This window comes from Flectobacillus roseus (assembly GCF_030056595.1).
In the GTDB taxonomy this organism is placed as follows: Bacteria; Bacteroidota; Bacteroidia; order Cytophagales; family Spirosomataceae; genus Flectobacillus; species Flectobacillus roseus.
The window spans coordinates 34,531-56,111 of the sequence record NZ_JASHIF010000023.1; the positions used below are offsets into that span (position 1 = coordinate 34,531).

Here is a 21,581-nt window from a genome sequence, read left to right on the forward strand (position 1 = left end):
GATGATTGATGATTACCCTATTTATTTGTTAAATGCTAGGTAACTTTAATCACACCATTCTCATATCAGGCTGTTTATTGACCTTAAAATCAAAAACATCTGGTCTAGCATAGTGTCCTGTTACATCAAAATCTAATTTACTTTTTGCTAGAATGGAAAAATCTAGTTCGGCCACTAATAGCCCTTCCTGATGCCAAAGTGGACCAGCGAGCACCTCTCCCATTGGTGAAATGATTACGCTTCCACCCGCACACATGACTTCGGGTTGGTCATGTAAATCGGCTTGATATTCGGCAGGATAGTCTGATTTTTGGACGTATTGATTGGCTGCTAATACAAAACATCGCCCTTCAAGTGCGATATGTTGCATCGTCGATTGCCACGATTCTCTGGAATCGGCGGTTGGTGCGAGGTATATCTCTATTCCTTTTTGGTACATCGACATTCTCGCCAGTGGCATATAATTTTCCCAGCAAATCAGCCCTCCGATTTTCCCTATGGTAGTTTGAATAGTCGTCAATGTACTGCCATCGCTTTCTGCCCAAATATACCTTTCTAAACCTGTTGGTTTCAGCTTTCTGTGTTTGCCGACTAGGTTGCCTTTATTGTCAAAATACCACAAGGCACAATGCAAAGAGCCTCCAACATTTTCTCGTTCGGTAACACCCAATCCTACAAAAAGATTAGCCTCCGCGATTGCCTCGCTAATTCTTTGAGTATGTATTGAATTTTCCTCAATACTATTTTCCCAATAATGCAACCATTGATCACGACTTTTATCGGTACGGCGACCAATCATAGCATCATAACTCAATCCTCGAGGATAACAAGGAATAAATGACTCTGGAAAAAGCAACAATTCACAATCTTGTTCTGCGCCTTTTTTTATCCAATCTACGACTAGATCTACTGATTTTTCTATATAAAATAGTGATGGTGTTGCTTGTATTACCCCTACTTTTACTTTTTTGTGAATCATTTTTTCCATGCTATAAATTCCTATTTTTCTTCTAACTCAATAGTGTCCAAAAACTCATAAAATTCTTTTTTAGAATTGAATTTCAGTTTTTGATTGATATTCTTCCGATGAGTTTCTACTGTGTAATAACTTAAGCATAACTCTTGTGCCACTTGTTCGGAGGTAGATCCTTTCTTCAGGGCTTTAAGAATTTCCACTTCTCGTTTGGTCAGTAATTTTTTCAAAGAAAAGAAATCTTTCTCAAAACTCGTTTTCTGTTCTTGCTTTACCTGAAACACATTTTCGCCCTTTATGATTTTGTCTAAAGACATCAGGATTTCAGCAGATGGACTTGTTTTTGACAAATAACCTTCAATTTCGAATGCCTTAAATGCCTCTATTTCACGTCGATCGGCGTACATACTTATCACAACTATCTTAGAACGATGAACTAGGGTTCGAAGCTGCTTTACTAAGGACAATCCATCCAAAAAAGGCATATTATAATCCACCAAAATAAGTTCAGGCAATAGGGTATTGCACTCATTATAGGCTTTCCGACTATCATAAATTTGGGCTAGTATTTCATACTTACCAGATTCCTTTAATATTAAACTTAATCCATCGTTAAACAATGAATGGTCATCTACAATTACAACTTTTGTTTTCATAATTTACATCGTCTCAATAATAGTGGTTGTCCCTTTCGAATTGGATTCGATATTGAATTTGAGCTGAGAAATTGTAGCTCGTTTTTTCATATTCAACAAACCAATCCCTTTGCCTTCCAAGCTGGTATCAAAACCAACTCCATCGTCTTCCACCACAAATCGAAATCCTTTTTCTTGTTCAAATATTTGCAAGAATGCTTCCTGTGCCTTCGAATGCCTTATGACATTCAATAAACATTCTTTCAAAATCATATATATATTTTGTTGTGTTAAAGACTCCAGTTGATTGATTTTCCCCTCCGAAAAATCATGGTAGTGCACCTTCACATGAGAGAACTCATTGTATTGATCCACGGTTCTTTCAATTTTTGTGGTTAAAGACAAATTATCATCTTTTACCAGCGTATGGCTCATAAGCCTAATCTCGTTGATGGCTTCCTCCAAAATTTTCCTACTCGTTGAGACATCTATTTTTTCCTTATTCAAATAACCCAAAGCAGCGGCAAGGGTATTCCCTACTTGGTCGTGGAGCTGGCGACCAATATTTTCAACTTCGTTTTTACGAATGGTTTCCAAATCATCCTTTAGTATCACCATTTGTGATTCATGAATCTTGCGAAAAATCAAACTTTTTCTTAGTTGTTCAAAAGAAATATAGGAAATCAAAATTATTACGACAAAAGGGGTAAAATAATCACTATTCAAACTGAGGCTTTCTTGGTTGATTAGAAAATAACTCGCGACACTTTTTACCATCGTTGGTAAAATACCTAATAAACAGGCAATCAAATAATCAATTCTTTTTCCTCTAATAAATAAAAGGGTTGCATGGTAAATTGCCCAAAGTGTATTTAGGAGGGTAAGAGGAAAAAGACTGTTGGTAATGATAAACAAAACTAGATAACAAGGAGGCAGAAAGTGTAAAAGAATTACTGACACATTGAGTACGACCAAAATCTTCGCTCCTAAGGTATATCTTTTTAGATTTATAGGTATTGACTGTACTACTTCGTAGGCAAATGGATGGAAAAATACATTGAGTCCCAACATCCAAAATGAGCCAATGTTCGAGGCATTCAAATTCAAAAAAGTAGGAAAGGGAAAAAGATCGTATAGATATCCAACGGTAAACATATTAGCGTTTGCCACTCCAATCATAACACCTGCATAAATCATCAACCTTTCGGAATAGAAAAATCCTAATAATAGCAGTACAGCACTAAAAATAAAGCAATAAATAACCTGAAATATCGATTTAAGATTCTGACTAATGGCATGTTCAAAAAAGCGTGGTTTTCTATACAAATCTAGGCTAGTGATATGTAATCCATAATTTCGAGTGGAATGTAAAACCACCCTTGCAGTATCATGTGCGGCTATCTCGATAGGAAATGAAAAAAAAACGTATGGATTTTTTCTCAGGTATAAGGGTTTATTTCGCTGAAGTTTTTCTGATAAAACAAGCTTATTGTTTTTGAGCAAATAGCATTCTAGTTCGTCTACACGTGTATGCGAGGCCTCCAATACAAGCTCTATTTTTTGAGAAGATCGATTGACTAACTCCAGATACATTAGCGCTTTTTTTTGATCATAGGCCTTTCCTAATTCAATCAATTCGTACTTGTTATTTTTAACAAAATGATAGGCATTCAAATCAAAGTATCGGCTAGTGTCCACAGGAAGATACTTTTGAGCAACGTAGATTTGTTGATTAATCATTTGGTGATTAAACTTATCATCTATCGGGATAGGCAATGATGAATCATGTCTAGTTCCCAATGCAACATAAAAGGATACCAGCCATAAAATGCAGATTTGAAATAGAATCAATAACAGTTGGTTTTGTTTCATACTTTAAAACTATAGAATCCAGCATCAAAGAATATGAAAAATACCTGCATTCAGGTATTTTAATGTATTCATTGACATACGAAATTTGCATCACCAAAAAATGAGTATTTCAAGAGATTTTAGTATCTCAGCTTTTGTAAATACTCATACCCTTTCTCGTTATCTAACACAACATTCATTAACACACCCCTCAATAACACCTGTGCTAAGCATTGTTTTCTCAGGATTCTTAAAACGCAAATTGGATTTACCTCAACTATTTGAATTATCGAATAGTTGTAGGTAGCCTTTTGCCTTATTTTTGCTTAAACTACTTAGTCAATTTATCACTACAAAAATTATTCCGTTAGCTACTTTCGCTACAATTATTAGCTTTTTTTCTTCCCAGATGACCGTTTAGTAAGTAACGCAAATTTGCATTTGGGTTCTCAACTTATTTTCTTAATATACCGAAAAGCAGTTATGTAACAAATACTGATTGATAAGTAATATTTTACGCAAATTGATAGAACATGCCTACCCAACCTACCCATTTTGAACTATTTAAACAGCTTTGGCACTCAGGAAATCTTGAAGAAAAACCTGAAAAAGTCCAGCATTTTATGACCTTTCATCCTCTGTTTCATGAAACACTTCGTATGCAAGGAACCGCACTAGCCGTACTAGACATCAATACGATGAAATATCCGCTCATCTTGGGGGATGTACAGAAAGTTTGCGGTTGGTCTACCGAATACTTTTACGACGTAGGCGTTCAAGGTTATGTGGAACAGTATCCTGAAGAAGACCAAGCTGGCTTAATCCATATTTCCAGAGAAATTGGCAACTATTCCTCCCAGATTCCAGCCGAAAACATGAATCAGCTACGGGTGATTTATGATTACAGAATGAAAGGAAGTGATGGTAAAATACGAAGAGTTTGCCAAGAAAGTATGGCCTTGAGTGTTGATGAGACTGGAAAGATTACCTATTTTGTGGCTTTTGTCTCTGAAATTACCAATGTCAAGAGAGACGGAAAACAACATTTATATCTTTCTGGCGGGAAACAGTCCAAACTTTTTGAAATAGATAGCAAAACCAACGAATGTATCCAATTGGAGTCGCTCAGCCAACGAGAATTAGAAATCGCACAATTGATGGGACAAGGATATTTAAGTAAGGAAATTAGTGATAAGCTTTTCATTGCCAACAATACCGTAAATACTCATAGACAAAATATGCTTCGTAAAACCAATTTTTATGATGCCAATGAGCTAATCAATTTTCTGAGGGTATATAGAATAATCTAAAAGCATTGAGTGAATTAAAATTGAGTGAATGTGTGATTATTATCAAATATCGAGATCCTATGTCTTCATGCAATAATCACTAAATCTCACAATCACTAATTCACTCAATTAGACATAAGTCATTCTCCGTAAATCAATTTAGCCTTCAGAACAAATTTCTTGTTTTGAACCTTTGCCATTTTTTCAGATAGAATACCGCAATCTAACAAGTTATCAGGATTTGTTCTACGACCTGTGTAAACATTGATGAGCAGTTCTAGGTCTTTACCCGTGACAGAATCTAGGGTACTTTTTTTGACCTTGATATTTTCAAATCTTGCCACTCGCTGTCCCATCAATTCAATTTCTTTACCAGCAATTCCTCCCTCTGCCCACTCTTGCATGTTGGGCGAATTTGGGTCAATCGGAATACCAGAAAAAGAAGCAGACACGATAATGCTTTCCTTATCCTTTTCGATTTTAGCCTCAGCCTTTGGACTCAACTCAACTTCAATTTCAAAACTAGGTATTACTACTGAGTCGCCTTCTACCCGATAAATACCATCATAAACGGGTTTAGGAGCCAGTTTAGCAGCTTTCAGAGAGTCATCTTTACTAACTTCAGTTTTATCCTTGAAATTTGAGCAACTTACAAAGAGAGATATTAAAGCAAGGCAATAGATTATCGTCGATTTTTTCATTGTATGTGAAGCTTGATTTTTAGCAAAATACTTAAATCTCTCTTACTATCCTAGATACGACAACATTCTTTTTAATTCACTCAAAAGTAGAATAGAGCAATGATTTTTTCTAAAAATCCCTTAGTCCATCTTTAAATCTTTGCCAATCGAATGCGGGGCCTATATCTGTTTTATCTTGACGACAATTTGTGTGTGTTGCAATTCCGCTGAAGGCAGCAAAATCAGCGTCACTCATTAATCCAGCAGGATTATCGACTACAACCTCAGGAATATTGTATCTCGCTATCAAATACTTTACCAATCTGACAACTGAGGCATATTGAGCATTGGTAAAAGTAGCGTAGTATTCATAACCCCTAACTTTTGAATTTTGCTTAACATAAAATGACTTTTCATTCAAACTGCAATAGACATCGGAACTTCTATAAACTGAGGTCAAATTATTTCCATTTAAGAGTAATGGGCCAATATTTGAGATCTCGATTCCTATACTATCTTTACTCATTTGAGTATTACCTCCAGAGGCTCCAGGTCCTAAATGATAGCTCCAATACTTGGATGAAAATAGGTTATAGATTGTTCCATTTCTGGCTATGACAAACGGAACTGAAACATGGTCTGAACCTGTAAGAGTTGCAATATCTCCCTTGAGATACCCCATCGTGAAATGTAGTACAATTTTCTTCTTATCTGTCTCTTGCTCGTAGTAAAAATTTTTAGGATCAGTCTCCAACTTACATTGCTTAAAATCAATTGTTTGGTTCGAATTCCTAATTGGAAGATTCAAATCTTGGAAAGTAAATTTTTTCCCTGAACTATCAATGCCATTTTGGGCAAAAGTTCTTTCATAATCTGGTATGCTTGTCGCTTTCATTACTTATAGAGTTTAGTAAATCTTGCACTAATTTTCTCATATAATACAGCTAATCAAACACTTATTTTATTTTTTTATTTTATGGTAAGATATTGCTAAAAACGATAATCCAAACTCCTCAGCTTCTTTTTCTTGAAGCCATTTAAACTTCCCTGAAAGAAACATCTTGTCATCATCTTAATTTGTAGGGAAAGTAGAAACCCCTAATCATCAATCAAAAATTGGGGACTTTAACCTCTTTTTGTAATTAATGTTTAGGGGCAACTCATTCTCAAATCTTCAAATTTATTTTACAAGAACCATTACTTTTTTCTCTGTAACCGAATTACTGTCAATGAATGGGCAGGAAGGTTCGTATAGAAACTTGAACCAACCGACTGTTTACTCTCTACAGGCAGTACTTTTGTGTCTTTTAACTTGCCTGTTAGCGTAATTTTAAGGGCTTCTGGGAGATAATCAAACTCCTTCAAGTTCAATTTGGTATCGACCGAAGTCGGCAAAATATTGACCAATTTGATAATCAAATCTTTGGTTTTGCTATCTTCAACCACAGAGACAGAAACTCGCTTTTGGAGATACGAATCCATATCTGACAGTTCTACCTGACTCGCAATATAGCTTTCACCTGCATGAACGCCATACAGCTTTTGTACCTCATAATCTACTGTTGTTTTTACTTCGGTATTATTAAAGAAAATCAAGTCGGGCTTCCATTGAGTATGACCTTCTTTTGCTAAAAGCGGTGCATACGAAGACATACTTACCACATCGCCATTTCGTTCAAGACTGTTCAAGTGCAGGGCTTCTACCAAGGACGTATGCAAGTTATTGGCTCTTCCACCGATATGTGCTGCGTATTCGCCCAGATATACTTTAGATTTACTACGGTCATAATTATCATAATAATCTTGGTTATTGATAAACCATCCTGGCGATTGGTAATAGTGTTCATCGACCATCGGAATGGCTATCTCATTGGCTAGTTTCCAGCCTTCAACATAATCGGTTCCCTCCGACCAAGGGCCAACAGTTCCAATCACAATGATTTCTGGGTACTTTGCTTTGATAGCTTTAAAAATCATTCTGAAGCGTTCTTCAAACAAATCAGTAATCAAATCTTCGTTTCCAATTCCGATATATTTCAAGTTGTAAGGTTTGATATGTCCATTGGCAGCTCGTACTTTTCCCCATTTGGTAGTCAAGTCGCCATTGGCCCATTCAATCAAATCTAGAATATCTTGTATATAACTATCCATTTGCTCCATCGGAATACCACCTTGTTGTCCAGCGCCACCAACACTTGAATTTTGACAGCAAACACCTGCCGCAATCACAGGTAGAGGTTGTGCTCCTATATCCTCACAAAATTGAAAATACTCCCCATATCCAATCCCCATACTTTGGTGATAGCCCCAAAGATTAAACATCGGCTTGCGTTCCTCTAACTTACCAATCGTATTTTTCCATCTGTATATATTATCCAAACCGTTCCCATGCGCCACACAGCCACCTGGGAATCTCACAAAACGAGGGTGTAAATCGGCAAGCGCTTGTGCAATATCCGCTCTAAGTCCATTACGACGACCTTTGAAGGTATTTTTTGGAAAAAGTGAAATCATATCGAAGGCATATTGCCCTGCTGTTTCTGGAACAATCGACAATTCGGCATTAGCTGTTGACTCCTTGACCAATAAACTAATCTCATATTTTTGCCAGATAGTTCCCTTTACATTTACCACACCCACAGCGAATACTTTGCCCGAAGCATCCTTCAACTGAATCGAAAGTTTGCTATTTTTTCCAGTCATATTTTTCGCAAATAATGATAAATAATACGCTTCACCAGCCTTCAATGCAATCCCTTCATACCCTTCTGCTACTAAAGCATCCCCTTTTTGTGTGGTGGTCAACACCGCAAAATGAGAATTGTTATAATGGATAGGGCGTATAGAGTCTATAGTTAGCTTTGCTTGACCAGTGGTTTGCCAAGCTTTTGTAGCTGTCCACGATTTATCATTTCCTCCTTTTTCTGAAAGTTTATATTCAAAATCTCTATTCTGAATCAATTCGGCATAGAGACCTCCATCGGCTGCATAATTCAAATCCTCAAAAAAGATACCCATCAAGGTTGAGCTAATTGGTTTTCTTTTCTGAAAATCTACAGTTACCTGCGCAGATAGTGGCTTTAAATTCGCTAACTTTACAGTATCTTCATATAAGTTTTCACGATATAACTTTTGTCTTTCTTTTTCAGTATCCAAATGCTTCAAGAGCTTATTGACAACTGCCGAAGGCACTTTATACACCAAACCAGTTTCTGTTTTATCTCCTAGTTTAACCTCCGTTCTAAGATTTAAGCGTGTCGATGCCAACGCTTTTTGTTCTTTTCCATAGCTTCTAAAATCTTTGGTAGATGTGATAAAAACCTCTGTTTTGTCACCAACTTTACTTAGCCAAGAAATAAGATATTGCTGTGTTTTAGCATCATATTTAAACTCTGGCAATAAGCAATTTTGACTGCCCGAAAACACAGGATAACTCTGACGCCCCCATGCAATAAGGTCGACCGAACTTGCATGCGCCAAAGCATTATCCTTTTCATTTACCGAAAAAACACAATGCCAAAGTCCGTCCGCACCAAGCCATAAAAATGGACTTAGCATTCTCTTTTGAGCGCCCCAAGTTCCATAATCAGAACCCAAAACACCAAAATCGCTTCCAATGGAGTTCCAGGTGTTTTTATCGATACTCCATGCTAATTGTAAACCTATTTTTCCGTCATTCTTTAAAGAACAATAAGAAAAAAGGTAAACTGAGTCTTGGGTAATGGTTTGTGCTGAGAGTTGTAATGACAAAAAACAAAATAGCAAAAGTAATTTTTTCATAAAATGAGCATCGGTTAAAGGATAAATTCAAGACTATTTCAGGGGGCTAATTTTATACATCCCAGCGCCATGACGGTTAATTTCAGGTGCAAAAGTGCCAGTAAAAACGCCTACCAATTTATGTTGCGCAAAGGTTACGGTCGCCAGTAAAGTCAGCGCAGTGATGAGAGTTTTTTTCATAAGTTTTGTTAATACTTTGGGACAAACGTGTCAATTTGACACAAATAAAGACAAAAAAAATGACAGAACTGTTGGGTTCTGTGGGATAGTCGTGCAAATTTAGAAGGAAATATTAAATAATTTAGTGGTAAAAGACAATTTTGTAAATCAATTATTTCATCTTTGGAAATTGAAAAATCAAAAGCATTACCCTCTATGGAGACTTAATGTCGAAATAGTAATATCTCTTATTTATTCAACTAAAAAATATCATATCAATATAGATTCAATTACCTATTGTATTACCCATTTTAACCAAACTTTTTCATGGCGCTAAATTCTTTAACAAATCCTCTACAGAAACAATATCAAGAATTTTGGAACTGGTTTCAAAAGTATCATGAAACCTTTTATCAAGCTGTAAAAACCGAGCAGAATATTGATGAAGACTTTTTTTCAAAATTATCTCCAAAACTTGATACAATCAAAGAAGGGATTTTTTATCTCTCAGGAATGCTAGATGACAATACCGCAGAGTTAGTTTTGACGGCAGATGGGAGTTTATTAAATATCGCCTTTGTGGAAGATCTTGTGGAGACTGCACCAAACTTAAAGGGTTGGAAATTTACTGCGCTCAAACCTGCTATGGAAAACGAAGATTTTACCATCAATATGGGAGACCTCTCTTTTGGTAAACATAATATTCATTTTTATCCAATCGAGCATTCCGATTACCCAGACCAAGTAGACCTCTGTTTTGTTTATGAAAATTTTGAAGAAGAAAATGTAGAAGAATCAAATAACGGTATTTTTCTATTTCTAGACAATTTTCTCGGCGAGTTGGAGTTTGCCACTCAAATCGATAATGTTCAAATTGTGTCTCCTCACGAAGTAGACCCTACTCAAGAACTCATACCGATTTCAAAGTTGAAGGCATATTTGAATTGGAGAAATACAGAGTTCGTTGAGAAATACGAGGGCTTGCAGTATGATACTGAAAATGATGATTATGGAACCCTTGAACAAGAATTTGAAAGTGGAGATAAACTATATGCTGTTATAGATACAACTTTGTTGAATTGGGATGCTACCGCCTCGCACCCTTGGATGGCTACAATCACTTTTAAATATGAGGGTGAGAATGGAATGCCTAATGAGAAACAATATGAGAAATTAGAACTTATACACGGCGAAATGATGGCTGCACTTCCTGATTTTGAAGGTTACTTAATGCTTTGTAGAGTCACCTCAAGAAATGATAGAGATGTATTTTTGGCTTGTAAGGACTTCAGAAAACCTTCCAAAGTTTTTTATGAATTATCACAAAAATATGGCTTGGAGTTTGAAATAGAATACCAAATTTCTAAAGATAAGTACTGGCAAGCATTAGACTATTTTAGGTCTTTTCAGGGTCAATAGTAATATGTAGTTCAAAAATTATACTCTTCTCATTACCAAACATTAACGCTAATACTCCTATGACCACAATTGATTTTTTCAGTAAAATTTTCCAGTCAAAAAAGGGGAAAAACTATATTCAACCTATCAATTACAATGTATATCTCCTTGAGATATTACGCAAGAAAATTGAAGGATTAGGTCATCAATCAGCGTTCCATCAGCGATACCACGCACTTATATTAAAAAATAAGTTAGAAATAGCCACAGAAATTATTGATAACCCAGAAAATCACAAAAGTATTCTTCAACTAAAAGTTGTTGTTACTCATCCCGAATACTTTCCAGAGGGTATTTTTGATTGCTTGGTTGGACTTGGTGATACTATGGAAGACAAAATTGATTCAGTGATTGATAATTTTCTAAATGCTAACTTTCAACCAATTATCAACAGCCAACAAGAATTCCATAATCCCAAATTAGATTTTACCTCGAATGAAAATGGAAAAGAAATTCTCTGGCATGTCTATCCAAGCCATTTACTCTTACAAGGCAATTGGCAACAAGAGCCCTTAGAAAATATACTATTGGATTATCTACAAAGTAGATTGACGGCAATCCTTTTTCCTCAAAAAATGAACTGGCTGAAGATTTATATTTCTAGGCAACCATCTGGAGAAATCATAAGAGAATGTATTCTAAATAACCAACCTTGGGAGGAAGGTTTAGAAGCTATTACTGAATATGCACAATCTTGGGATTTGAATGCTAAGTTTCTAGGGATGAAACAATTTATTGTTTTTAAGAGGTGCGACACTCACAAATTGTAATTAACATGGATAATCTCATTTTAATATGACAAATTAAGGTTTTATCTTCAGTTGAATAAAGTCATAATATGGTTTATACAATCTGCCAAAAGAAATTTCCAACCAAATGAAATACCTAAATATCCTGATAATTTCATTTTTGATTTGTTGTGGAAAGCAAAAGGGAGTCAAAGAAATAATATCAACAGCAGACGCATTGGTCATTGAAAAAGTGCTCAGTAATCCAATTCCATCACCTCCAACTTTAATTTATATGATGGATAAATCTGGATACATACACCTTACTGATTATCAAGAACTAAAATCATTATATTCCATAAAATATAAAACAAGGTTTATGCCCTTGAGCAAGTTCCTCTATCTCACTGTCAATCAATACTATAAACTAGAAAATACAGATTTTAGTGAAACATCAAATTGTAAAGTATCTCCAGTCATTGAAGAAACATACAGAAACACCAATATCGATGTCTTCATTAATAAATACTGTTATCGTACGAAACACAAGGGAAAGGATATGTTAGGGCTTAGTATGAAAAATCTTTCGGCCTGCGAAATCAAAACAATCACATACTATTTTTTTCAGAATAGATTTATGGTAGTTTATGACGATTACCATAATGACTACTATTTTATCAAAAATGAAAATATCCGCTAGGGCTGACTTCCTTTCCAGCCTTACCTATTTATATTGACTCTAATCTTGATAAATGTACAATAGTCAAACTGAGACTGTATTGCTAAATGTTTCGACCCAACAACAAGTCAGTGCATGCAAAATAATTTTAGAATTGATTCTATATTTCACCAAGTGGGTTATTCGTTTGATGTTTCCGTAGAAATTCACCATGAATATATACGAGAAATAAATCTAAAATTAAAGGCTGGGGAAATTTCTCTGTTTGGGAAAGAGGAGTACTCTCTTTTTGTAATTGTTAATACGGCTAAAGAAGTGAAAGATTTAGCTATTAAGAAATCCTACAAGAGTCAAAAAGAAATGTTGATTGGGACAAGTAATAAAGGCTTTACATCAAGACCATCTAAAAAATGAAAAAGAAAATAATAATAACTCTAATGACAATGGCAATAACAATATTTTGTTTCTATAAGTTAGGTAGATTATTCAGTCCAGGTTCATACCCGTACGCCGAAGTTTATGAAATGGATATTAGTAGCCCTTTACTGATTGGCAATATCAAAAAATTCAGAAAAAAAAATCCAACATTTGATATTAGCTCAAAAATAGGTTTAACCGATAGTTTTATTGGCGAGGGGAATGATTGGATTATGTGTTACTTTTATTATGAAAAAGAGAATCAAATTGTTGCCACATGGGTAAGAGAAGTTGATAGGGATCATTGTCTTTTTGCCCTTGTAAGCCTAAATGATGGTATTGAATTAGGAAAATGGAAAGATGTCAATTATGATTACGGTTTTTTTGACTCTATCAAGCAACGAAATAAATTTGAAGAACGAATTTTAAAGCCTTTAGGAGTAAATTACAAGAGACATTCATTCTTTTAATTACCCTCGCTAGTGCTGGCTTCCTAGCCAGTACTCACCAATTCAAAGGATTCCAATCCTATGAACAACATGTAATGCATTAACAGTATTGAAAAACTAATATATCCGTAGCCTACACACTCGATATTAAATGGGAAAGAGTAACAAAAGAAGATATCTAAGAGTCATAAACCCTTATTCATACAAGGATATAGGGTATGTGCTATTGCTAATAATTGGGATGTTTGTATTCTTTCGAGTAATTCTTTGGTATGTTGATTATTATGAGGGTAAAATTATTAAAAATGGGGCTGAAGTAATTGGAGAAATTTATTCCTATGGTGGCAAGTCTACTCACTTTCGTTTTATGTATCATAACCAAAAATATGAAGTGAATGTAGATAGAGCTATTAATACCATTGAATTAGGAGAAAAGTATTTTATTAAAGTTGATACAAATGACCCTACCGAAGTTGTAGTAGAATGGTGGAAACCAGTTATTGACTCTTCGTTTAACAAGATACGCCCAAGAGAAATAGATCTTGAAAAATCATTCTTATCTGAGAATTTTGATTTCAGCTATACCATCAAAAATCAGATTTATACCCGTGTACAAAGGTTTCCGTCCAATTTTGAGAATCAAAAAAGTAGTAATTTTTGGGTTTATTACAAAAGAGAAAAACCTCGAATAGCCTACTTGGTGGGTTTCTAATAAGTAGATTTGTCAGAAGAATTTATATTAGTTTTAGAGTAAACCCAACGCCATTCCCATTTTATAATTCTATGTAATATGTAATGTAAAATACTACCATGGACAATAAAAGAAATCTAAGACAACTCTATAAATTCTTACTTGTTGGATCTACAGTTTGGGTCTATGGGATATACAATATTTTCTATTTAACACCTGAGAAAAACGAGCACTATTTTAAATATGCAAGATTAGATTTTAAGGGTACTGTTGTGTATAAAAAAGAAAAATCTCATGGTGCTGGTTATGTTTGTCTTGATTTGGATACAAACAGTAAGTTGACAAATTATAATCCATCAGACTCTTTATCAAACTATTTTTGCTTGGTGAAAGATAGAAAAGCGATTTTATCATTGAGTGGTGTATCTTCTGTAGCTTTAGGGGATTTAGTTTCAATCAAGGAAGACTCTATTTATATTTTTGATAGGAATAATAAACTAAAGGAAAGGTCGAAATTAATTTTGGCAGATTGGATTGAATCACCTCGAATAAAGGATATATGTGATAAAGAATAGTTCGATTTAGTTAGTAATAGCCTCCAATCCAGCACTCAAAATCTCAAAAGATTCAGACTGGTCTTTATCTAAAATCAGGTCAGAGACCTAAACTCATCTTAAGTTCTCCAACAACTCATCGCCTTAGCAACGACAACAGAGAAATAAACTAGAAAATATAAGAATAATTTGCATTATTCATAGTCAATCATTTACCTTTATATTCAACCAAGTTGAATTAAAATAAACATAATAGACCATTTAGTAAACAAAGTTGAAACTTATGGCATCGGAGGAAACAAATACAATGAATATCGGAGACCGCATTCGGATATTAAGGACGAATCAAAAAAGGACTTTACAAGAAGTTGCGGATGGAAGCGAACTATCGAAAAGTATGATTTCGAAAATTGAGAATAATAAAACGGTTCCTTCGGTGGCAGCACTCATTAAAATTGCCCATACTTTGGGGACTACTATTTCCAGTTTATTGGAAACCGAAGCCTTTTTAAATGCCATTCTGACTACTAAACAAAAAGCAGAGGATAACCTCAGACAAACCGAAAAGGGATATTTCTTTTATCCTTTCGGACAAGAATATCATCAGAAAAAAATGCAACCGATGTTGTTTGTCGCTCGAAAAGGAGAAGTAAAACCGCACCTTTTGCAACATGAAGGTGAGGAATTCATTTATATCATTAGTGGAGAAATGAAGATGACTGTCGGCGAAATAGACTATCACTTAAAAACAGGTGACAGCCTGTATTTCAACTGCTTACAAAAGCATGGAATTATGCCTATATCTGATGAAGTACACTATTTAGATATTTTTGTATAGACTAAGTTCTACTATTTTAAAGCCTTCTATAAATCTCAAAAGCCATATTTTCCAAAATTCTGCACAACCCTATCATAAAAATACTCACATTTCTAAATCAATAAAATGCACTTGAAAAAAACATCTCTATTGCTGTTGTCAGTCGTCCAATTGATGTCGATGGCTACGCCAGTATTTGCTCAGGAACAGAATCCTGTCACTATTCAGGTTGATTTGTCCAAGACAAAAGCTCCCATGAAGCCAATATGGGCTTGGTTTGGTTACGACGAACCTAATTATACTTATATGAAAGACGGCAAGAAATTGCTGTCGGAAATCTCGCAATTGAGTAAAGTCCCCGTTTATGTGAGAGTACACAGCTTATTGGTGACTGGCGACGGAACGGCTGCTTTGAAATGGGGTTCAACCAACGCTTATACGGAGGATGCCAATGGAAACCCTATTTACGACTGGACTATCGTTGATAAAATTTTTGATACTTTCATCGAACGTGGGATGAAACCTATCGCTCAAATTGGCTTTATGCCAGAAGCACTCTCAAGCCATCCAACACCTTATCGTCATTATTGGAAACCAGGGGATAATTACAACGATATTTATACAGGATGGGCGTATCCACCCAAAGATTATAACAAATGGGCTGAATTGGTTTATCAATGGGTAAAACATTCGGTAGCGAAATATGGTCAAAAAGAGGTAGAAAGTTGGTATTGGGAGCTTTGGAACGAACCGAACATTGGTTACTGGAAAGGTACAACCGAGGAGTATATCAAATTGTATGACTACACAGCAGATGCTGTAAAGCGTGCATTACCGACAGCCAAAATCGGTGGACCAGAAGTAACTGGACCAGATTGGGATAAGTCAGCAACTTTTTTGAGGACTTTTCTAGACCATGTTACCAAGGGTAAAAACTATGTTACAGGCAAAACAGGTTCACCGATTGATTTTATTACGTATCATGCCAAAGGTGCGCCAAAGCTAGTAAACGGACATGTACAAATGAACATGGGAACGCAACTCCGTGATATTGACAAAGGTTTTGAGATTGTAGCCTCCTATCCAACGCTAAAGAAATTACCCATTATCATCGGAGAATCCGACCCTGAAGGCTGTGCAGCTTGTTCAGAAGATTTACATCCCCAAAATGCCTATCGCAACGGAACCATGTATTCAAGTTATACGGCAGCGTCTTTTGCACGAAAATACGAATTGGCAGAAGCTAGAGGTGTAAATTTGTTGGGTGCCGTTTCATGGTCATTCGAATTTGAAGACCAAGCATGGTTTCGTGGTTTCAGAGATTTGGCTACCAATGGAGTCGATAAACCTGTGCTAAATGTATTCCGTATGTTTGGCATGATGGAAGGAAATCGTGTGGAAGTAACCCAGAATTTGGCTTATGATTTCAAAAAAGTTAGAGCTCAAAGTGTAAGAGAGGCTGCTGATATTAATGCTATAGCTTCAAAAGGCACAAACTCTGCGGGAGTGATGGTCTGGAATTATCATGACGATAATGTTCCTGCTCCAGATGCTTCTGTAGAGATATCAGTCAAAGGCTTACCTGCTGGAAAAGTGGCTTTATTGCACTATCGCATCGACAATGAAAATAGTAATGCTTACGAAGTCTGGAAGACAATGGGTTCGCCTAAACAACCCACCGCAGAACAAATTGTGATACTAGAAAAAGCAGGACAGCTACAATTACTTACTTCTCCAGAATGGATAACACCTAAAAATGGAGAGGCTCAAATCAAAATGAAACTGCCGAGACAAGGAGTATCGTTTTTACATTTTAAATGGTAAACTTCACTAGTGCTGGCTTGGAAGCCAGCACTAGCTATTTCCGAGGATTCCAACCCTTAAATCTGTATCCTTTTACAAACTACATGGATAAACTCACTCCAACAACTCATAGATTTTTATATCATCTATCCATTGGCGAGATTTGGTCGAGCGAATCGCAAAATAGCCTCCTCCGAGCGGATTTGGGTCTTTTTGGGTAAAATATAGCTCTCCGTTTACCCAAACTGAAACTTGTCCTTTCTTTAACTCCAAAACAATTTTATAAACGGTGTTTTCCGTCAACAAATGTGCTTTATCATTTTTTTCCTGCCACAAAACTCGCTCGCCTCTCCCATCGTATTTTCGTAGTCTAGTAGTGGAATTATAATTTCCACCTATGCCGACATAATACAAAGCCAATGAATCATACATCGCAAAATTACCATCAGATTTACGCTCGAACTTCGGGTCTTGGCAGCTCCAGAAGAAATTCAAATCTGAAAGTCTGTCGTTGGGTTTACCTTCTACAACCACATTTCTCGTGCATTCAATCCGTACGTTTTGTGGGAGTTTTTGATTTAACCAAACTGAAATACCCCCTTGAGTATCAACCCATAGTTTTTCGTCTTTTATCCCAACTGAAGAACCTTTGGCTTTATCCCATTCGGTAATCCAATTTTCGCCTAATTCTTTTCTGGAAAAATCATCTTGAAAAACTAGTTTTTGTTTTGGAGCAACTCCCAACTGAATCGCATCGTACATGATTCCTGCGCCATGTTTGAGATTTTTCATCACAAACGAAAGCATATTACCTTTTTGCTTTAGGTATTCTGCTGAAAAATGAATTTCCCATTGTTGGTAATAACCACTCAAAATCGCTGAACGATAAATACTTGCATCGTTTCCAAATGCTCTTTTTCCAATCAGATTACCATTAATCAACACCTCTGGGCTAGCATTTCTACTAGCGCCAGCCACTCCAACTGTCAACACGTATTCGCCTTTGGTATTGCTAAGTGAATCAGGTAAATCAAAATGAATATTCCATGAACCATTTTTTGTTTGGGCATAGCACCAATCCTTGGTTTTACTTTCCCCAATATAAAAATCAAGGTTTTCAGGCGTTTGGGTGAAAGTCTGATAATTTCGATTACGCTCGCTAAAACCAAATCCTTTGGTTGTGCGGTCTGCGGTCCCAATTTGCCATAAAGTCGTGGCGCTATTACTTGGTTGAAAACTGACTTTTCCTAAATCAAGCGTTTTGTTCTCCTCTATTTGAACGTTGTCCAGTCGGAATTCCTCCATCACATTTTCAGCAACTACATACAAAGTGTATTTTCCTGCACGAATATTTTTCATCAAAAAAGACCCATCTTTTTGGCTTCGAGTATCAAAAATATAGCCTTGGGATTGTGCCTGCCAATCAAAGTTTGGATTTGCTAAAATGATTCTGGCATTGGACTGAACTTTCCCGTTAATCTGGACACTCCCCTTTATGGCTCCACGTTCTAATGGATATTCTTTATCGTTCATCCACGAATAAGGCCATTTTACTTTTTCTTCCTCCGCCTTTCTTTTGGCGTCAGCCCAAATGGTTTTGATATTTTTGCCCTCATTAAAATAAATCAAGAAGGGACCATTGAGCTTCGTCCAGTTGTCTTTGATTAGATTATCGCCTTTTCTTTTATCCAGCAAATAATGCCCACAATTGAACATATTCATCAAAAATGGCGTACTATGAACGGTATTATATTGCTTGGTGGGACCACCATTGAGATATTCATGTGAGGCCTGAATAATAAACATTCCCAGACCAGACTTCTGTCCAGCCATACCATGAACATAACGTCCATCGATATAGTCGCTAAAATCGTATTTTGTGTAAACTGAGCTATCGGGTAAGCGGTAAGTCCAATCTTGGATTTCTTGTGTCAGCACCCTCATAGGAGGCATTTTACCTTGAATATCATCTCGAACTAAATGATAATCAAACAATTGCTCATCTGCTCGAATACCAAAACGAGTTTGTCCATAATCGGCTATAGAATCGCCTTTTGCGTGAGATTGTACCAAATAACAATAAATCCCTGACGTTGCCTTGGTAAGGATATAGTGTAAATCGTAGGTAAAATGATTACTGGCAGTGTGTTTGAAAGCAATTTCAACTAAATCTGGATTTTCTCTTACGACTCTAAACTCACTGGGAGCCATCGAGAACCCTGGTCCAAGCAGGTAAAAACGACCATTTTTACCTAAAACATTGTCATGCTTTGCGTACGAAACAGCACTTACATCAGCATTTTTATGCTGAAAAGTAAAGCTTACTTTGTCGTTGGATAAGACCGTTTGTTCAGCAGTCGAATTTCGTGTTACTTGCCCAAATGAATTAAGACTGATTCCTAAAAATAGGAAAAATAGGTTTCTGTAAATAAAGGTATTCATGATAGAGATGGTTATGATCAAACAAATGTAGGATACCTTTGTGAAGATTCCGTCCTTTGATAGAAAGCACTTTGTTAAATTGAATATCTCTAAAAGTAAAAAATCTAGATTTGCCTTTGAAAAGGATAATCTTTAAAAACGCTGTCAATGTCCTACTCTTTTAAACTTTTCTTCATACTAATTATGCCTTCATTTTGGGGGTGTGCTCAAAATTCCACTGCTCAAACTTCCTTAGAAAAATGGCAACAAAAAGCACAATTAGCCTATCCTGATTCGGAGAAAGATCAGTTCGTATTTCAATTACATGCTGTGATGGAAAACTTTGAGTCGTCGGAGCAATGGGTTGGAAGGACCTTATATGATGTGATGAACAAAAACAATTATCGTAGTCTCGAGACCTCTTGGGTGACCGTAGTCAGGTTAGATTCTACTGCTAATATCGAACAAATCATTTATAGCGAAAACTGCCCCGAAGAATACAAAAAATCATTTGAAACACTGCTAAGTCAAAGCTTTGAGTATTTGCAATTCAACAAAAATCCAAACTGGCAAAAACTATTTGGTCGGAAACAATTACTTTTTGAAACCACCATCAAATGGTATTACGCTGGCGGAGCAGTCATTGAGCATGCTTCTAGTGATGCTATAGCGTCTTTCAAAACATCTTTCCTTTCATCAAAAGAGACCATTGTTATGCCTTTATTTTCGAAAGAAATGTGAAACTATCTTTATTCATCAAACATGAGTCATCCCGAATTTTGTTGTGCGAAGTAGCACCATAGCATGTTTTGGATGGCCGTTCTCAATCGATAAATCGGTGTCAAAGCATTTTGGCACCGATTTCCTGTTCTATGAGCAAATTGATTGATGATTATCTTGATAATAGATGGCCAATTCCTGATGAGTTTCATCAAGAAGTCGTAAATAAGTGAGACGATGGCTAATAGTTTGAGGGTATTTTCGAAGAACCATAACCTAGGAGATTCAATAGCTAGCTCAGTTTTGGCGAATCTAAACGCCTGTTCGATATTCCATCGATGCATGTAGCTATGACATATTTCCCAAGCTTCCTTAGCTGATTCTACAGGCAATGAGGTTAATAAATAGAGTGGTGACTGATAGTTTTTGGTATCTCTCACTATTACTAACGACAAGCTAATGTCTTCAAAACTAGGGTGTTGTACTTGAGTCCAAGCAATAGAAATGCTCTTGAGAATCTTTCTCTGAGAATCGAGCGCAATTTTTTTACTTCTGGCTTTAAAGGAGCGAGCTAGAAGATGGGGTTGCTTTTTACCTTTAGTTGAGTGTATAAGTAAATGATTCTTCTTCCATCGGACTAGGAAATCTTGTTCGAAGTTCGTAAACCACTCGATGGTCCACTCATTAGCGTAACCACGGTCAAGCACATGCAGGATGCCTTTTCCTACTTGTTTTTGTAGTTTTTCTAGCATCCGAAACATAATGTTTCGACCATATTCCTTGTATTTACCTCTGGTAGTCCACCAACTCATCTGACATACACTTACAGACTCACCCAAAGCTGAGAGCAACGTACTTGTCCAATGATAACCAGGAACACAAATACGTTTACTAGGAGGAGAATAGTATCCTTTTTTAATCCGTGTTAGTCGTTTTGCTTTTGAGCTTTCTACACTACAAAGCCCTTCCAAAAACCAAGATTCAGCCTTTTCTAGCCGACTATCATCCCAAAGCATTAGCGGGCGTTTCCCCTGTTTTACTAAGGATTCAAGCCTTTTTCGAGTTTGAATAAAGAGAAAATTATCAATAATAGTAGATGTCCATTTTTTGGAACGTAATAGATTGCTGATGCGTTTTGTCCCAGCGGGAGCATGTGCAAAGCCACAAATGTATCCACCTAACTCACTAAGTAATAAGCCCATAGAGTTGTGTCGATGCAATAAAATGGCAACTATTAAATCGTAAAAAGTACGAACTAAACGCTTATCCAGAACAGAATCTAAGGATAATTGAACCTCTGAAAGATAAAAATCAAGTTTATGAAGAAGTAAATGAGAGAGTCTTGATTTACTCGATTTTATGTCATTATTTTGTAGAAATGCTTTATGCATAGAAACCTCCTGTTTGTTTGTGTTTGTCGTGATTCACAAAGTAAACAAGGAGGTTTCGTTTTTAGAAGTTCTCCCGAAAAATTCGG

At 36.1% G+C, this 21,581-nt stretch carries 20 protein-coding genes; 11 read left to right on the forward strand and 9 right to left on the reverse strand.

Annotation, left to right across the window (positions count from 1 at the left end):
• Nucleotides 1-49: 49 nt before the first annotated feature.
• From QM524_RS21640 to QM524_RS21650, 3 genes are read right to left on the reverse strand one after another with little or no spacing between them, the layout of a single operon-like run.
• Nucleotides 50-979 carry a carbon-nitrogen hydrolase family protein gene (locus tag QM524_RS21640; protein WP_283346253.1) on the reverse strand — a complete coding sequence of 310 codons (930 nt, stop codon included), beginning with the start codon at nt 977-979 and terminating at the stop codon, nt 50-52.
• 20 nt (nt 980-999) lie between these two features.
• Nucleotides 1,000-1,629, reverse strand: coding sequence for a response regulator (locus tag QM524_RS21645; RefSeq protein WP_283346190.1), 630 nt, complete (start codon nt 1,627-1,629; stop codon nt 1,000-1,002).
• 3 nt (nt 1,630-1,632) lie between these two features.
• Nucleotides 1,633-3,480 (reverse strand): 7TM-DISM domain-containing protein, encoded by a 1,848-nt coding sequence (locus QM524_RS21650; RefSeq protein WP_283346191.1) that lies wholly within the window; start codon nt 3,478-3,480, stop codon nt 1,633-1,635.
• 512 nt (nt 3,481-3,992) lie between these two features.
• On the opposite strand from QM524_RS21650, the gene QM524_RS21655 reads away from it, so the two are divergent.
• The gene (locus QM524_RS21655) at nt 3,993-4,769 is read left to right on the forward strand and encodes a response regulator transcription factor (protein WP_283346192.1); all 777 of its coding nucleotides are present in this window, start codon (nt 3,993-3,995) and stop codon (nt 4,767-4,769) included.
• Nucleotides 4,770-4,888: 119 nt separating this feature from the next.
• Here the strand turns inward: QM524_RS21655 and QM524_RS21660 are convergent, their stop codons facing one another.
• From QM524_RS21660 to QM524_RS21675, 4 genes are all read right to left on the reverse strand, one after another.
• On the reverse strand, nt 4,889-5,449 hold the full coding sequence (locus QM524_RS21660) for a hypothetical protein (RefSeq protein ID WP_141234841.1): 561 nt from the start codon (nt 5,447-5,449) through the stop codon (nt 4,889-4,891).
• A gap of 109 nt (nt 5,450-5,558) precedes the next feature.
• A complete protein-coding gene (locus QM524_RS21665; protein WP_283346193.1) occupies nt 5,559-6,323 on the reverse strand; it encodes an N-acetylmuramoyl-L-alanine amidase in 765 nt (254 codons plus the stop codon).
• Nucleotides 6,324-6,625: 302 nt separating this feature from the next.
• Nucleotides 6,626-9,208 (reverse strand): alpha-L-arabinofuranosidase C-terminal domain-containing protein, encoded by a 2,583-nt coding sequence (locus QM524_RS21670; RefSeq protein ID WP_283346194.1) that lies wholly within the window; start codon nt 9,206-9,208, stop codon nt 6,626-6,628.
• 33 nt (nt 9,209-9,241) lie between these two features.
• Entirely contained in the window at nt 9,242-9,388 is a 147-nt protein-coding gene (locus tag QM524_RS21675; RefSeq protein ID WP_283346195.1) for a hypothetical protein, read from the reverse strand.
• A gap of 306 nt (nt 9,389-9,694) precedes the next feature.
• Between QM524_RS21675 and QM524_RS21680 the strand changes: the two genes are divergently transcribed.
• The 9 genes from QM524_RS21680 (at nt 9,695) to QM524_RS21720 (ending at nt 16,984) form a co-directional block, all read left to right on the forward strand.
• A complete protein-coding gene (locus QM524_RS21680; RefSeq protein WP_283346196.1) occupies nt 9,695-10,786 on the forward strand; it encodes a DUF695 domain-containing protein in 1,092 nt (363 codons plus the stop codon).
• 59 nt (nt 10,787-10,845) lie between these two features.
• Nucleotides 10,846-11,595 carry a DUF6348 family protein gene (locus QM524_RS21685; RefSeq protein WP_283346197.1) on the forward strand — a complete coding sequence of 250 codons (750 nt, stop codon included), beginning with the start codon at nt 10,846-10,848 and terminating at the stop codon, nt 11,593-11,595.
• A 106-nt stretch (nt 11,596-11,701) separates the two neighbouring features.
• Nucleotides 11,702-12,253 (forward strand): hypothetical protein, encoded by a 552-nt coding sequence (locus tag QM524_RS21690; RefSeq protein WP_283346198.1) that lies wholly within the window; start codon nt 11,702-11,704, stop codon nt 12,251-12,253.
• A 114-nt stretch (nt 12,254-12,367) separates the two neighbouring features.
• Nucleotides 12,368-12,646 carry a hypothetical protein gene (locus QM524_RS21695; protein ID WP_283346199.1) on the forward strand — a complete coding sequence of 93 codons (279 nt, stop codon included), beginning with the start codon at nt 12,368-12,370 and terminating at the stop codon, nt 12,644-12,646.
• Nucleotides 12,643-13,119, forward strand: a complete 477-nt coding sequence (locus tag QM524_RS21700) for a hypothetical protein (RefSeq protein WP_283346200.1) — start codon at nt 12,643-12,645, stop codon at nt 13,117-13,119. Before QM524_RS21695 ends, QM524_RS21700 begins: the two co-directional genes overlap by 4 nt.
• Before the next feature lie 130 nt (nt 13,120-13,249).
• Nucleotides 13,250-13,810: a hypothetical protein gene (locus QM524_RS21705; protein ID WP_283346201.1), complete on the forward strand. Its 561-nt coding sequence runs from the start codon at nt 13,250-13,252 to the stop codon at nt 13,808-13,810.
• Between the two features lie 98 nt (nt 13,811-13,908).
• A complete protein-coding gene (locus QM524_RS21710; RefSeq protein ID WP_283346202.1) occupies nt 13,909-14,364 on the forward strand; it encodes a hypothetical protein in 456 nt (151 codons plus the stop codon).
• Between the two features lie 286 nt (nt 14,365-14,650).
• Complete coding sequence (locus QM524_RS21715) at nt 14,651-15,181, forward strand: helix-turn-helix domain-containing protein (protein WP_283346203.1); 531 nt, start codon at nt 14,651-14,653, stop codon at nt 15,179-15,181.
• A gap of 153 nt (nt 15,182-15,334) precedes the next feature.
• Complete coding sequence (locus QM524_RS21720; protein WP_283346254.1) at nt 15,335-16,984, forward strand: GH39 family glycosyl hydrolase; 1,650 nt, start codon at nt 15,335-15,337, stop codon at nt 16,982-16,984.
• A 93-nt stretch (nt 16,985-17,077) separates the two neighbouring features.
• Here QM524_RS21720 and QM524_RS21725 read toward each other — a convergent pair whose 3' ends face one another.
• A complete protein-coding gene (locus QM524_RS21725) occupies nt 17,078-19,405 on the reverse strand; it encodes a DUF6250 domain-containing protein (protein ID WP_283346204.1) in 2,328 nt (775 codons plus the stop codon).
• Nucleotides 19,406-19,588: 183 nt separating this feature from the next.
• Between QM524_RS21725 and QM524_RS21730 the strand changes: the two genes are divergently transcribed.
• Nucleotides 19,589-20,125, forward strand: coding sequence for a hypothetical protein (locus QM524_RS21730; RefSeq protein ID WP_283346205.1), 537 nt, complete (start codon nt 19,589-19,591; stop codon nt 20,123-20,125).
• 26 nt (nt 20,126-20,151) lie between these two features.
• Here QM524_RS21730 and QM524_RS21735 read toward each other — a convergent pair whose 3' ends face one another.
• Nucleotides 20,152-21,495: a transposase gene (locus QM524_RS21735; protein WP_283346206.1), complete on the reverse strand. Its 1,344-nt coding sequence runs from the start codon at nt 21,493-21,495 to the stop codon at nt 20,152-20,154.
• Nucleotides 21,496-21,581: the final 86 nt, after the last annotated feature.

Bases quoted from the DNA above. Each gene is read 5' to 3' on its own strand.
- QM524_RS21670 (WP_283346194.1), bottom strand. From the start codon at position 9,208: ATGAAAAAATTACTTTTGCTATTTTGTTTTTTGTCATTACAACTCTCA.
- QM524_RS21715 (WP_283346203.1), top strand. From the start codon at position 14,651: ATGAATATCGGAGACCGCATTCGGATATTAAGGACGAATCAAAAAAGG.
- QM524_RS21730 (WP_283346205.1), top strand. From the start codon at position 19,589: ATGCCTTCATTTTGGGGGTGTGCTCAAAATTCCACTGCTCAAACTTCC.
- QM524_RS21735 (WP_283346206.1), bottom strand. From the start codon at position 21,495: ATGCATAAAGCATTTCTACAAAATAATGACATAAAATCGAGTAAATCA.
- QM524_RS21645 (WP_283346190.1), bottom strand. From the start codon at position 1,629: ATGAAAACAAAAGTTGTAATTGTAGATGACCATTCATTGTTTAACGAT.
- QM524_RS21655 (WP_283346192.1), top strand. From the start codon at position 3,993: ATGCCTACCCAACCTACCCATTTTGAACTATTTAAACAGCTTTGGCAC.
- QM524_RS21640 (WP_283346253.1), bottom strand. From the start codon at position 979: ATGATTCACAAAAAAGTAAAAGTAGGGGTAATACAAGCAACACCATCA.
- QM524_RS21690 (WP_283346198.1), top strand. From the start codon at position 11,702: ATGAAATACCTAAATATCCTGATAATTTCATTTTTGATTTGTTGTGGA.
- QM524_RS21725 (WP_283346204.1), bottom strand. From the start codon at position 19,405: ATGAATACCTTTATTTACAGAAACCTATTTTTCCTATTTTTAGGAATC.
- QM524_RS21675 (WP_283346195.1), bottom strand. From the start codon at position 9,388: ATGAAAAAAACTCTCATCACTGCGCTGACTTTACTGGCGACCGTAACC.
- QM524_RS21660 (WP_141234841.1), bottom strand. From the start codon at position 5,449: ATGAAAAAATCGACGATAATCTATTGCCTTGCTTTAATATCTCTCTTT.
- QM524_RS21705 (WP_283346201.1), top strand. From the start codon at position 13,250: ATGGGAAAGAGTAACAAAAGAAGATATCTAAGAGTCATAAACCCTTAT.
- QM524_RS21720 (WP_283346254.1), top strand. From the start codon at position 15,335: ATGTCGATGGCTACGCCAGTATTTGCTCAGGAACAGAATCCTGTCACT.
- QM524_RS21680 (WP_283346196.1), top strand. From the start codon at position 9,695: ATGGCGCTAAATTCTTTAACAAATCCTCTACAGAAACAATATCAAGAA.
- QM524_RS21695 (WP_283346199.1), top strand. From the start codon at position 12,368: ATGCAAAATAATTTTAGAATTGATTCTATATTTCACCAAGTGGGTTAT.
- QM524_RS21710 (WP_283346202.1), top strand. From the start codon at position 13,909: ATGGACAATAAAAGAAATCTAAGACAACTCTATAAATTCTTACTTGTT.
- QM524_RS21650 (WP_283346191.1), bottom strand. From the start codon at position 3,480: ATGAAACAAAACCAACTGTTATTGATTCTATTTCAAATCTGCATTTTA.
- QM524_RS21665 (WP_283346193.1), bottom strand. From the start codon at position 6,323: ATGAAAGCGACAAGCATACCAGATTATGAAAGAACTTTTGCCCAAAAT.
- QM524_RS21685 (WP_283346197.1), top strand. From the start codon at position 10,846: ATGACCACAATTGATTTTTTCAGTAAAATTTTCCAGTCAAAAAAGGGG.
- QM524_RS21700 (WP_283346200.1), top strand. From the start codon at position 12,643: ATGAAAAAGAAAATAATAATAACTCTAATGACAATGGCAATAACAATA.